The organism is Desulfovibrio simplex (assembly GCF_055387835.1).
This window is the reverse complement of sequence record NZ_AP042377.1, coordinates 604,821-618,102: the sequence shown is the minus strand read 5'-3', so window position 1 is coordinate 618,102 and position 13,282 is coordinate 604,821. Positions and strand designations below refer to the sequence as shown.

The 13,282-nt window shown below is 62.3% G+C and carries 11 protein-coding genes; all 11 read right to left on the bottom strand.

The window, feature by feature from the left end; translation table 11 throughout:
• Positions 1–28 precede the first annotated feature (28 nt).
• Entirely contained in the window at positions 29–2,011 is a 1,983-nt protein-coding gene (locus tag ACZ5DH_RS02480; RefSeq protein ID WP_464255575.1) for a hypothetical protein, read from the bottom strand.
• A 225-nt stretch (positions 2,012–2,236) separates the two neighbouring features.
• Positions 2,237–3,910 (bottom strand): lipoyl synthase, encoded by a 1,674-nt coding sequence (gene lipA, locus ACZ5DH_RS02475; RefSeq protein ID WP_464255574.1) that lies wholly within the window; start codon positions 3,908–3,910, stop codon positions 2,237–2,239.
• A gap of 94 nt (positions 3,911–4,004) precedes the next feature.
• On the bottom strand, positions 4,005–5,369 hold the full coding sequence (locus tag ACZ5DH_RS02470; RefSeq protein WP_464255573.1) for a dihydrolipoyl dehydrogenase family protein: 1,365 nt from the start codon (positions 5,367–5,369) through the stop codon (positions 4,005–4,007).
• A 256-nt stretch (positions 5,370–5,625) separates the two neighbouring features.
• Positions 5,626–6,993, bottom strand: coding sequence for a 2-oxo acid dehydrogenase subunit E2 (locus tag ACZ5DH_RS02465; RefSeq protein ID WP_464255572.1), 1,368 nt, complete (start codon positions 6,991–6,993; stop codon positions 5,626–5,628).
• A 77-nt stretch (positions 6,994–7,070) separates the two neighbouring features.
• Positions 7,071–7,850 (bottom strand): acetoin reductase, encoded by a 780-nt coding sequence (locus tag ACZ5DH_RS02460; RefSeq protein WP_464255571.1) that lies wholly within the window; start codon positions 7,848–7,850, stop codon positions 7,071–7,073.
• 89 nt (positions 7,851–7,939) lie between these two features.
• Complete coding sequence (locus ACZ5DH_RS02455) at positions 7,940–8,284, bottom strand: DUF6506 family protein (protein ID WP_464255570.1); 345 nt, start codon at positions 8,282–8,284, stop codon at positions 7,940–7,942.
• 53 nt (positions 8,285–8,337) lie between these two features.
• Entirely contained in the window at positions 8,338–9,351 is a 1,014-nt protein-coding gene (locus ACZ5DH_RS02450; protein ID WP_464255569.1) for an ATP-NAD kinase family protein, read from the bottom strand.
• Positions 9,352–9,589: 238 nt separating this feature from the next.
• A complete protein-coding gene (locus tag ACZ5DH_RS02445) occupies positions 9,590–10,561 on the bottom strand; it encodes an alpha-ketoacid dehydrogenase subunit beta (protein WP_464255568.1) in 972 nt (323 codons plus the stop codon).
• A 73-nt stretch (positions 10,562–10,634) separates the two neighbouring features.
• Entirely contained in the window at positions 10,635–11,597 is a 963-nt protein-coding gene (locus tag ACZ5DH_RS02440) for a thiamine pyrophosphate-dependent dehydrogenase E1 component subunit alpha (protein WP_464255567.1), read from the bottom strand.
• A gap of 33 nt (positions 11,598–11,630) precedes the next feature.
• Positions 11,631–11,993 carry a Lin0512 family protein gene (locus ACZ5DH_RS02435; protein WP_291302889.1) on the bottom strand — a complete coding sequence of 121 codons (363 nt, stop codon included), beginning with the start codon at positions 11,991–11,993 and terminating at the stop codon, positions 11,631–11,633.
• A gap of 26 nt (positions 11,994–12,019) precedes the next feature.
• Positions 12,020–13,276 (bottom strand): dihydrolipoamide acetyltransferase family protein, encoded by a 1,257-nt coding sequence (locus tag ACZ5DH_RS02430; protein ID WP_464255566.1) that lies wholly within the window; start codon positions 13,274–13,276, stop codon positions 12,020–12,022.
• Positions 13,277–13,282 lie beyond the last annotated feature (6 nt).

The window sequence follows — 13,282 nt, the reverse complement described above, 5'->3', positions numbered from 1 at the left end:
GAATGCACATTCTCAAAATTAGTCTCCTCTAGTGACGGCCCCTCAGGGTTTGAACAAGCAGAAAAACAGGAGTGGTGACAATGTGGCGCAACTGGCTGAAGGGCATGTAAGCCACGGTGGCCGCCGTAACGATGGCGTGCGCATACCAGCCCCAGCCGTACACACGGGCCAGTTCCGCAGGACTCACAAGGCCGAACAGACTGGCCAGCGCGTGGCCCGCAAAGGCCCACTGGCTGCCGTCAGGCATGCCGGTAAGGGCGATGCGCATGCCTTCCAGCACAAAGCCGGTGACGGTGATGGCCAAGAGCAGACACAGGGCGGGCCAGTCGTGCCGCGGCGCATTGGCTGCAGCCAGCTTTTCCTTGCGCCAGAACAGGGCGGCCCAGACAAGGCCAGCCAGCAAGGCCAGACCACTGACGTCATAGATGAAGGCCGTGGGGGCCCAGTCTTTGGCCAGCATAAGCCAGGGCCATTCCGTCGCGGCAGCCTGATGCGAGCCCAGCAGGGCCAGCATGCCCCAGCTGAAACGGATGAGGAAGGGGAAGAAGATCAGGGCGTGGATGGCCCAGCGCGTGCGCGATTCGCGGTACAGACGGCGTTGCACAAGCACGTCGAAAAGGAGTGACAGCCAGCGGTTTTCGCCGCCGCCACGGTGTTCGGGACGCGGGCAGCCGTGGGTCTGGCCTGTGCCGTCGGCGCTGCTTTGCGTATCCGATGCCGGAGTGAGACTTCCCTTGCCGAGATTGCTGGTGGAGAACCAGAACAGCATCAGCGCCGCAAAACCCAGCACAAAGATGCCGAATCCCAGGCGGCTGGGCGTATCCTGTACGGTAAAGGTGCCCGCGTGGCAGCCCATGCACAGCACGCTTTTGGCTGGCAGCACGGCGTCCGCCGCGCCCACGCTTCCCGCACCCGCCGGGCTGGCGGCGGAAATAGCCGGGGAATGGCAGCGTACGCAGGAAGCCGTGCCCGAAGGCAGGCCCATGTCGTGCGCCATGAGGGGGCCGGCGTCCACGCGCGCCACCACCATGCCGTTGTTGAGCACGGGGGTCACGCCTTGCAGATGGCAGCTTTCGCAGCTTACCCGGCTGTGGGCGTCATGAATGACCGATTCCGTATGGCGCGTGTGGCAGGTCAGGCAGGCCACGCGCTCCTGCTTGTTGTGCGGATAGCGCGCCGCGTCCTTGTGGCAGGACAGGCAGTCCATATTCTTGTGGGTCATGGCGGCCAGGGCCTGCGCGTCCATGCGGACGGCTCCGGGCATATCCCTGCCTTCAGGGCCGTGGCAGGTCATGCACAGGGCGCGAGGTTGCAGGGCCTGTGCTTGCTGGAATTGACCCGGCAGTGTTTGTCTCTGCGGAATTTGCGCGTGCGGAGCCTGACCCTGCGATGTATGGGCCTGCGAAATTTGGCCCTGCGGGACAGCATTGCCGCTGGAACCCGAAACAGCCGCCGCGCCAGAGGCCGCTTGCGTCACTCCGGTCTGCAGACCGTGGCAGGTCAGGCAGGCGGCCACGTCAGCGGCGGGTACGGGCAAAGCCTTTTTCATCTCATGGCAGACATTGCAGGATTGCGAAATATTTCCGCCCTTTTTCAGTCCCTTGGCCCGGGCCTCGGCCCCAAGAACGTAGTGCGGATTATGGCAGGTGATGCATTGGGCATAATCCTGCCCCTTCACAAGGGCCTTGCCCGCGTGTTTGCCCTTGGCAAGCTCGGCTTCCACCTCACTGTGGCAGTTGTAGCAGCCCTCGGCGGAAAAAGCCGTGCTGCCGGGCTGATTCAGCCCCTTGGCCGTGGGGTGTTCGGCGGCTTCGGCAATGTCTGTGTGGCAATCGGTACAGGACAGAGCGCTGTGGGCCGAGGCGTGAAAACGCATCTCGTCAATGAGCCATGAACTGCCTGCATGGGCGGCGGCGGGCCGAAGCCAGCAAACCGCCAGCACCAGTAGCGAGGCCACCAGAAAAATGGGCAGAGAGGCGGCTGTATGGCGCGTGTTAAACCACAACTTCATGTTCTTCTCCTAGAGCGGATTACCTTTGAGAATGTCCATTCTTAAAGTTTACGCACGTCACTTACGGCGTTTACCCACACAAATAACAAGCTTTTTCGACACTACAGCGAGCGTCTGCCTGTGCAGCGCCCGAACAGTGCGTCATTAACAGGCTCTATAAAACGGCACTGAATCAATCATTTCGCCACAGGCAACACTTGCCCAAATCTCTTTATTACGCGGATGTTACACAATCCCCTGCGGCGCATTGGCGCATGACATTCCCTGACAGCCCTGATGACCCTGCAGCCCCGGACTGGCCACGGTCGCGTCCGTGGAGGCCTCGTGGGCATGGCAGGACTGCAGCCGGGACGCGGCGGCCTGCTCTTCCAGCATGGCTTCCGCCCTGTAGGAACTGCGCACCAGAGGCGCTGAGGCCACGCCGGTAAAGCCCATGTTCAGGGCTACGCGCTTCCAGTGATCAAATTCGTCCGGGGCCAGATAGCGCGCCACGGGCACATGGGCCGTTGACGGCGCGAGATACTGCCCCAGGGTCAGAAAACGGCAGCCGTGGGCGTGCAGATCCGCAAGGGTCTGCCGTATTTCGTCCCACGTTTCGCCAAGCCCCAGCATGATGCCGGACTTCACGCGCAGTCCCCTCTCCGCGGCATGGGCCAGAACCTTCAGCGAAAGGTCGTAGCTGGCGCGGGGGCGCACCTGGGCGAAAACGCGCCGCACGGCCTCAAGGTTGTGATTGAAGACGTCGGGCCGCACGTCGCAGACGGCGTCGATGGCATCACGGTTGCCCTGAAAATCCGGCACAAGCACTTCAACGCTGGTGTGCGGGCTGGCGGCGCGAACGGCCTTCATGACGGCCACAAAGTGCCCCGCGCCGCCGTCGGGCAGATCATCGCGGGTCACGGAAGTTATGACGGCGTGCCGCAGCTTCATGCGCTGCACGGCCTGCGCCACATGGTCCGGTTCAGCCGCGTCCGGGGGTTCGGGCTTGCCCTTGCCCACCGCGCAGTAGCGGCAGCCTCTGGTGCAGACGTCGCCCAGAATGATGAATGTGGAGGTGCCGCGCGCAAAACATTCGCCCTTGTTGGGGCACATGGCCTCCTGACAGACCGTGTGCAGATGCAGGCCGGACAGCATGTCCTCCACGGGGCTGACGTTTTCCTCGGGCTGCAGACGCACCGTGAGCCAGTCAGGCCGCCGCTCCTGCGGTTCGGGGCGCGACGAAAAACCGAACTCGTCGGCGAACGCGCGCACAAAGCGGCGCGAAACTTCGGCAAAGTCCACGTCATGCCCCAGTTCCTGCCGCATGGAGGTTATGCGCTCGGTGGGATTGCCGCAGGGCGTGATGAGGCCGAACCAGCCGATGTCCGTATTGACGTTGAGGGCCATGCCGTGAAAGGTCACCCATTTGCGCACGGCCATGCCCACGCTGGCGATCTTGCCGCCGTTGACCCACACTCCCGGGCCGTGGACGCCCAACTGCGGCTCAAACCCGTAGCCGCGCAATACGGCGGCAATGGCGGCCAGCAGTTTTTCCATATACAGGTGCAGGTCTTTTTCGTGCAGAAGAATGATGGGATAGGCCACAAGCTGCCCTGACCCGTGAAACGTGGCCATGCCGCCCCGCTCCACCCAGAAGAGCCCAACGCCCTGCCGCCTGAGGTGTTCCTCGCTCACGTGCAGGTGCTCGGCCAGACCGCCGCGCCCCATGGTGATGACCGGCTCGTGCTCCAGCAACAGCAGGGTGTCGCCGGTGACGCCGTTGATGCGGGAACTCACGCGGCTTTTCTGGAAGTCCAGAGCCTCGCCGTATTCGATACGGCCAAGGTCAAGGATTTCCAGAGGCGTCGCGCATCCTGTCCGGGACGGCGTGTTGTGCGGCAAGGCTTGAACTCTGGACATGGCGCTTCTTCCTTGAAAATTGCATGCTCCGGCCGTCTGGCGGCTGAATCGGCACGGTTTGCGGAGGGACGGCCGGAGCTTATGTTACGCGGTATTATCCTCTTTTGGGCAGGTACAGGGCCCAGCCAGCGGCGTCGCGCGCGGCGTCCACCACTGTTTCGCAGAAGGCCGGATGCACGCGGAAACCCTTGGCGAATTCGCGCACCGTGCATTCGAGCTGCATGGCCAGCACCGCTTCGCCTATAAGTTCCGAAGCGCAACTGCCCACGATGTGCACGCCCAGGATTTCTCCGGTTTCAGCGTCGGAAACCATCTTCACCGCGCCGTCCACCTCGCCGCGCAGCATGGCGTAGCCGTTGATGGAGTACGGGAAGCCGCCCACTTCAACCTCATGGCCCTTGCGCTCGGCCTGTTCTTCAGAAAGGCCCACGGAGCCCATTTCCGGGCTGCCCCAGATGGCGCGGGAAACCAGGTGGGCCGGGAACTTCGAAGTCATGCCCATGCAGTTTTCCGCCGCGCAGATGGCCATGGCCGACGCCACATGACTCAGCATCCAGCCGCCCGTGCAGTCGCCGATGGCGAAGATGGAGGGGCAGGCGGTGCGGCACTGGCCGTCAACCACGATGCCGCCGTCGTCGCCAAAGCCCACGCCAAGGGCCTCAAGGCCAAGCCCGGCGCTGACGGGCTTGCGGCCGGAAACCAGCACCTTGTCCACGTCAACGGTCTGTTCCTTGTCGCCGCTCTTGAGGGTGCAGGTCCTGCCCGCCACCTTGACGAGGGTATGGCGTGCCAGAATCTGCACGCCGCGCTCGCGCAGGGACTGGGCCAGGCGCTGGCTGGAATCCTGATCCTCATCGGGCAGGATGCGGGGGCCGGGCACGGCGTAGACCACCTTGCTGCCGAGGATGCTCAACAGCACGGCCATTTCAACGCCGATATAGGTGGGATCGGTGACAAGAACCGAAGCCGGGGCTTCCTTCATGTCCAGCAGATCGTCCGTGGTGAAGGCCGCGCCGGAAAGGCCGGGCACATCGGGCATGTCGAGCATGCTGCCCGTGGCCACGATGATGTTTTTGGCCTCAAATTTTTTGCCGTCCACGTCCACGCTGTTGGGGCCGGTTATTTTCGCCATGCCCGTGATGACTTCCGCGCCGTTGTTGGCCAGCAGGGCTTCCATGCCCATGCGGATGTCGTTGGACACGCCCTGTTTGCGGGCCAGCACCGCGTTGAAGTCCAGCTTGCCCACGGTCAGCTCAAGGCCGAATTCTCCGGCGTTGCGCGACTGTTCAAGCAGGGTGGCGGCGCGCAGCCATATCTTGCTGGGAATGCAGCCGCGCATGACGCAGGTGCCGCCCATATTGCCGCCTTCGACCAGAGCCACCTTACCCTTGAGCTGTGAAGCGCGGATGGCGGCGGCGTATCCGCCGGGGCCACCACCAATAACAAGCACGTCGTACATTTTGTTCTCCTGAACGCTGTTTGTATTTCTCTGCGCGGGATATGCCCGCAGCCGGAATATCCACCCGGCTTTCCCGGACCCGGGGCATTTTTGCCTTCCGGCCAATGCCTCTGTGATCCTGGCGCAACCCGCCCGTAAAACCGTACACAATTCAAGCCTGCATTACGCTGCCAGCGCGGTTTGCTGTCGCACGCGCGCGATAAACGCGACATGCCTCACCATACCCGGCGCAAGAGCCTTTCAGGCCCGGAACGCCTCAGAACAACAGCAGGGCCGGTTCCGCCAGAAACTCGGTCAGCGTCTTCAAAAATTCCGCCGCCGGAGCGCCGTCTTCAACCTTGTGGTCAAAGGTGAGGCTCAGGCCTATCATGGAGCGCACCACAATGGCCCCGTTGCGCACCACGGGCTTTTCCGTCACGCGGCCCACGCCCAGAATGCCCGTTTCGCCGGGTTTCAGGATTGGGGTAAAAAAGTCCACCACGGAATGCGCCATATTGGTAATGGTAAACGTGCCGCCGCTCATGTCGTCGGGGGTGAGCCCGCCCTCGCGCGCGCGCCCGGCCAGCAGGCGGGCCTCGCTGGCGATGCGGAGCAGGCCCATTTCGTCCGCATTGTGCAGCACGGGAACCACAAGCCCTTCGGACAGGGCCACGGCCACGCCCATATGCACTTCCGCATGGCGTGTGATGGTGTCGCCCTCAAGGGTGGAATTCATGCGCGGGTGCTTTTTCAGCGCACGGGACACGGCCAGGATGAGCACATCGTTCATGGACAGGCGGAAGTCCTTGTCCTTCTTGTGCCTGGCCCTGAGGTCGGCAATGGTGTCCACGCAGGCGGTCACGTCGGCCTCGCTGACCAGGGTGAGCTGCGCGGAATTCTGCAGGCTGGCCTGCATGTTGTCGGCAATGATCTTGCGCATGCCTTCCATAGGCACTGTACCGGGACCATCAGCACAAGGAGCGGAGCTGGCCGGGACCTTGGCCTCCGTAGCCGCGAACTTTTCGGGGTGCAGCGCGCGCTCCACATCTTCGCGCACGATCTTGCCGCCCTCGCCGGTGCCGGTGAGCGTTGCAATGTCCAGCCCGGCGCGGGCGGCCACAACAGCGGCCAGAGGCGTAATCTTGATCTTGCCCACAGCATCAAAGCGGGCACGCACGTCACGTTCGAGAATGCGCCCTTCGGGGCCGCTGCCGACCACACAGGCAATATCCACATCAAGTTCGCACGCCAGCCGCCGTGCGGCGGGAGAGGAGAAGGCCCGCCCGCCTGAGCGTGGGGGCTGGGCGGCGGCTGGCGCGCTCTTTTGGGCAGCGGCAGGGCTTACGGCATCAGCATCACCAGCAGGGGAAGAGGCGGCGCCGCCCTCCACTCGGGCGGGATTTTCCCCAGGTTCTGCAATAACGCCAAGCACCGCGCCTACGGCCACTTCCTGCTTGGGCTGCACGAGGATCTGAAAAAGCACGCCGTCGGCCGGGCTTTCGACCTTGTTGGTGATTTTGTCCGTTTCCACCTCAAAAAGGTCGTCCCCCTGCTTGACCATGGCGCCTTCGGCCACGAACCATTTGGAAACCTTGCCGGTCTTCATGGTGAGACCCAGTTTCGGCATGGCAAGTTCAATACTCACTGCTATACTCCTGCTGATTTTATAAATGTTATGGCAAAAGGCTGTTCCGACGGCTTTTTTTCAGCAGCGTGACTGCATCAACGGTAGACCATGCCGCCGTCGATGAGCACGGCCTGGCCGGTCATGTAGTCCGAATCCGGCCCGGCCAGATAGGACACGAGCGCGGCCACATCTTCCGGGGTTTGCGATCTGCCGAGGGCGATGCCCTCACAGAATTTCTTGAAGGTTTCACCCTTGGGCGCACCCGTGATCTTGGAAAAGCCCTCGTCTATCTGCAGCCACATGTCCGTGCCCACCACGCCGGGGCAGTAGGCGTTGACGGTGATGCCATAGGGCGCGAGCTCGCGCGCGGCGGCCTGGGTCAGCCCGCGTACGGCAAACTTTGTGGCGCTGTAGGCCCCTATGAGGGCAAAGCCGTCGTGCCCGGCAATGGACGAGGCGCTGATGATCTTACCCTTCTGCTTGCGAGCGCGGAATTTGGCCGCAGCAGCCTGAATGCCCCAGATAACGCCGTTTACATTGACCTTGAAAATCTGTTCCACTTCTTCTGGAGTCACGTCTTCCAGAGCCTTGACCTGGGCTATGCCAGCGTTGTTGATCATGACGTCAAAACCGTCGAGTTCCTTTTCCGCATGATCCACCGCAGCAAAAACCTGTGCCCTGTCGGTGACGTCAGCCACAAAAACGCTGGCGTTGCGTCCCAGTTCGCGCACTTCTTTGGCCACGTCCTCCAGCTTGTCCTTACGCATGTCCACCAGGGCGATATCCGCTCCGTCTTTTGCCAGACGCAGCGCAATGCCCCGCCCGATGCCACGGGCGGCTCCGGTGACCAGCACAACCTTGCCGTTGATAGCCATGTATCTGTCCTCCTGTATGCTAGGGCATGACCGGGAAATTGCCGGGCATGACGTGAAGGGCGTAACCGTAAGGCCAAAAAAGTTCCGGATCAGGCAAAAACGCCGTCGCCGCTCACGTTGCCGAGGCCGGGATGCAGGTCAAAGCGCACAACGCCCACAGGAACCTGCACCGCGCGGGACACAAGGGCCGTCCCCTGCACGCCGAACCCGCCGCACAGCTCAATGCAGGCGCAGCCTTCTTCATTGACGGCCTTTTGCGCCGCCGCCACCGCCTGAGCGTAGGTGGCCACGCCGATGGACAAGAGGTCCACGGCGGGAGTGCGCGTCCAGTTCCTGTATTCGGCGGGAGAATCCGCTCCGGATTCCATCTTGGTAAGAAAAATGAATGCCGCCTTGAGTTTCATATGCTCCCCTTCAGTTTTGCGTTGATCCATGACGCTTTTGCGCTCCTGGCGTTGTTGCCGTGTTGCCGCGCGTGCCGCAAACCCTAGCGGGAGTAGCAGACCTGCGCCCCACGCATGAACAGTCCACGCTGGCGCGCGTATTCGAGCGTGCGTTGCACATCCACCACGCGCAGCCAGTCGTCCGACAGCCTGACCCCGGCCCGCTGGCCCTTGCGCACCTCAACCTCGCGCTCGCCGTCCAGCGCCAGGGTGCAGGGCGACTGACGCACGGGGATGACGTCGCCGGGCAGCATCCTGTGCATGCCGGACACGCCCACATCGGCAAAAAGGCCGGGGCCGATGGCCGCACGCACGCGACAGGCGAAATCGGGATCAATATCCAGGGCCAACCCGCGCGGCTCTTCCGGCCGGATGCTGTCCAGCTGGCCGCCAATGGCGGAAAATCCTATGCACGCGGGGTTGCAGCGCGAAAAAAAGAGCTGGCTCACGTCGCTCATGTCCCACAGGGCGCGCGACCCCACAAAAAGATTGTCCGACACGGCTACGTCCACCAGGGCGATGTCCACCGGCGCATCGTCCACCAGAACTTCCAGAAGGCTCACCTCGGTACAGCCCTCGCCCACAGAAACGCCGCCACAGGCCAGAACGCCCGCGGCCAGACCCGCCACCGTGGCTTCGGTCATGATGGGAAAAACATTGTTTGTGCCTGTTGAAAGGGGAAGCAGCGGCGTGTTGCGCGCGCCCTTGCAGGCGGCGCGGCTGGTGCCGTCGCCGCCAAGCACGATGATGACGGCCACGCCCGCTCCCTGCATGAGGGCGGCGGCATTGACCGTATCCTGCTGTGTGTTGTGCAGGTAAATATCCACCGGAGTCACGTTTACAGGCATCTCAAGGGTTTCCAGATCGCTGAGGGCGCGGGGCACGATGCCGTACCCCTCGGGCATGTAAAGAACATCCCGCACTCCGGCAGCGGCCAGACCAACCAGGATGCGGCGCACCATGCGCACCTTTTCCTGATTGTCGAAGACGCTGCCGTGCGCGACTATGCGGCGAATGTCCTTGCCTGAAGCCGGATTGGCGATAATGGCTGCTTTCACGTGAACTCCGGTGGAAATTTCGGCCGCAGGCCGTACCTGCGGCCATATCTGCTGGAGCATTTAAGGAAGCGCTGATTAAAGAGCCTCCTGGAAACGCGCAGTTGTTTCGTTTGGCAAGGCGCGAGCTTTTTTTGAAGCAGGAGTGGACTCTTCCGTCCTCGACTGTTTCAAAAAAAGTGAAGCAACGCCGCCAAACGGAATAAATCAGCGTTTCCCTGGAGCAACGGTTGCTCCGCTCTTAGCGAAGGCCTTTGACCGCGGCCACAATCTGTTCCGCAGAAGGAATGTAGGCCGCTTCCAGCGGAGGGCTGAAGGGCACGGGGCAGTAGGGAGCGCCCACGCGCGCGATGGGGGCGTCCAGATAGTCCAGAGCCTCCTCGGCCACCATGGCGGCGATTTCAGCGCCAGCCCCGGCGGTTTTCACCGCTTCCTGGGCAATCACCAGCGCATGGGTCTTTTTGACGGAATCAAGGATGATGTCCTTGTCCAGCGGCACGAGGCAGCGGGGGTCGACCACTTCGACGCTGATGCCTTCGGCGGCCAACTTTTCGGCGGCTTCCAGAGCCTTGTGCACCATGAGGGACGTGGCCACCACGGTCACGTCACTGCCTTCGCGCTTGATTTCGCCCTTGCCCAGGGGGATTTCATAAACAGCGTCGTCCACTTCGCCTTCCACGCCGTAGAGCAGCTTGTGCTCAAGGAAGACCACGGGGTTGTCGTCGCGGATGGCGCTGATGAGCATGCCCTTGGCGTCCGCAGGGGTGGAGGGGATGCAGACCTTGATTCCTGGCATATGCATGAACCAGGCTTCCAGGCACTGGGAGTGCTGGGCCGCGGCGCTGACGCCCGCGCCCTGGGGCATGCGCAGCACCATGGGCACCTTGGCCTTGCCGCCGAACATGTAGTGCATCTTGGCTGCCTGGTTGAAAAGCTGGTCCATGGCTACGCCGATGAAGTCCACGAACATGAGTTCGGCAATGGGCCGCAGACCGGCCGCCGCGGCGCCCGCCGCGGCGCCCACAATGGCGCTTTCGGTAATGGGGGTGTCACGAACGCGGCGCTCGCCGAACGTGTCGAAAAGGCCCTGGGTCACGCCGAAACAACCGCCGAACTTGCCCACATCTTCACCGATGATGAACACATTTTCGTCCCGCTCCATCTCCTGGCGCATGGCATCGTTGATCGCCTGCAGGTAGGTTTTGATGGCCATATCTTTCTCCATTATGAAAATATGAAGGTGGTTCCCTAAATTACTCCGCCGTTCCGGATGATGCTCCGGAGCGTCAGGCGTATACGTCTTCCAGCAGGTCGGCCTCAGTGGGGAAGGGGCTGTCTTCGGCGAACTTCACGGCTGCTTCCACATCGGCTGTCACCGAGGCGGTGATGGCGTCCAGTTCCGCCTGGGTGGCCAGACCAGAGTCAATCAGCTTGGCCGCGAAACGCGGCAGGGGATCCTTGGCCTTCCATTCTTCCAGCTCCTGTTCGGAACGATAGACGCAGGCATCACCTTCAAAGTGACCGCGCCAGCGGTAGGTCTTGCATTCAACAAGCGAGGGGCCATGGCCCTTGCGCGCCCGTTCCACGGCTTCGGTCACGGCCTCGTAGACAGCCAGAACATCGTTGCCGTCAACCACAACGCCGGGCATGTCATACCCTGCCGCGCGGTCGGCGATATCGGTGATGGCCATGGCCCTGTGCTGGGCGCAGGAGATGCCGTATCCATTGTTTTCATTGATGAAGACCACGGGAAGCTTCCAGGCGCTGGCCATGTTGAGCGCTTCCTGGGTGGTGCCCTGGTTGGACGCGCCGTCGCCAAAGAAGCAGGCGCACACGCCCTTGTTGTTCTTGTACTGGCAGCTCAGGGCCGCGCCCACGGCCAGGGGGCCGCCGCCGCCCACGATGCCGTTGGCGCCAAGAATGCCGATGTTGAAGTCGGCGATGTGCATGGATCCGCCCTTGCCCTTGCAGTAGCCCGTGGAGCGGCCGTAGATTTCGGCCATCATGAGCTTGAGGTCGCCGCCCTTGGCCAGACAGTGACCGTGCCCACGGTGGGTGCTGGTGATCATGTCCGTCTTTTTAAGAGCCGCGCAGGCTCCCGTGGCCACGGCTTCTTCGCCGAGATACAGGTGAACGAACCCGGGAATCTTGCCCGCCGCGAAGAACTTTTGCAGTTCGGTTTCAAAAAGGCGGATTTTGGTCATGGTGCTGAACATTTCCAGCAAGACCTTCTTGTCGGGATGTTTCATGATGCTCTCCTCCTTTACTTGATCAGTGCCTGTTCAATCCACATAGACCGACACGGTAAGAGCCGCGCAGGCCATCACAATATCGCTGCATCCCGGTCCGAAAATCGGCACTTCCAGACCAGGAACGCGCAATCCGCCGGAAACAATGGTCACGCTTTTATCGCCAATGGGTATGGCGGTTTTTACGGCCTCCACGTCCACGCCCGCAGGGTCGGGCACGGCGATTTCAGCGTGCACGTGTACCCCCTGAAAAGACGAGCGGCCGAGCACTTCAACCAGACCGCAGAGACAGGACCGCGAAATGGCGTCCTTCACGGCGCGCCTGGCGGCCTTGGTCATGTCCGCGCCGTGCAGGTCCGCTCCGGTGCCGAGTTCAACAATGTAGCGTTGCAGCATGGTTTCCTCGCTTTGTCCGCTCGGGCTTAGCCCAGCATGCGCACCGGTTTTTCCAGCATGTCCGCCAGAGTGCGCAAAAAGCTCATGGCCGGGCCGCCGTCGGTGACCATATGGTTGAAGGTGAGCGAAAGCGTCATCATATTGCGCGCGCACACTTCACCCTCGAACACGCCCGGTTTTTCCACCACGCGGCCAACACCAAGGATGCCCGTTTCCGGCGGATTCAGAATGGGCGTAAAGCCGTCGACACCAAGCATGCTCACGTTGGAGATGGTGAAGGTGCCGCCGGATATCTCGTCCATGGAAAGTCCGCCCTTGCGGGCGCGCGAAGCCGCGTCACGCACCTTTTCCTTGAGCTGCTCAAGGCTGAAGGTGTCGGCGCTTTTCACATTGGGCACAATGAGGCCGGTATCCAGAGACACGGCGATGCCCAGATTGACGTGTTTGTGCAGGTGGATGCCGTCTTCCCGCAGGGTACTGTTCATGATGGGGTGGCGCAGCAGGGCGCGGCACACGGCAAAAGCGATGATGTCGTTGTAGGAAAGCCGATAATCTGGGTTCTTTTTGTTGCGGGCCAGCATGCTCTCACGCAGGGCCACCATTTCGGTCACGTCGGCTTCCACAAAAACCGTAAGCTGGGCAGCACCCTGAAGGCTGGCCATCATATTGTCGGCTATGAGCTTGCGCAGGCCGTCCATGGGCACAATTTCGTCTTCGCAGCCGGGGCCGGAAGACACGGAAGACGCGGAACCCGCGCAGGAACCGGAGGCCGCCGGGGCGGACCCCCCAGCGGCAGGAGCCTTCTGGGCGGCTTCGTGGGCTGCCCGCACGTCTTTTTCGGTCACAGCCCCGTCACGCCCGGACCCTTGCACCGAGGCAAGGTCCACGCCCAGTTCCGCAGCCAGTCTGCGCGCGGCGGGCATGGCCCGTACGGACTCGCCGGAGGCTTTGACGGCCGCTCCGGAAGCAGGAGCTTTTTCCACCTTGGCGGGAGCTGCGGAGGAGGCGGCGGCATTGGCTGAGGGCTGCGCCGCCACGGCTTCACCGGCTGCGCCAATGACGCCGATGACCTGCATGACCGGCACCACTTCGCCCTGAGGGGAAACTATCTGTAAAAGCACGCCACTGGCGGGAGATTCCACCACATTGGTAATCTTGTCGGTCTCCACCTCCAAAAGCGGCTGCCCCGTTTCCACCGCGCCGCCTTCTGACACAAGCCAGCGCGCTATCTTGCCGGTTTTCATGGTCAGGCCCCATTTGGGCATCTGCACTTCGTAGGCCATCCTCAA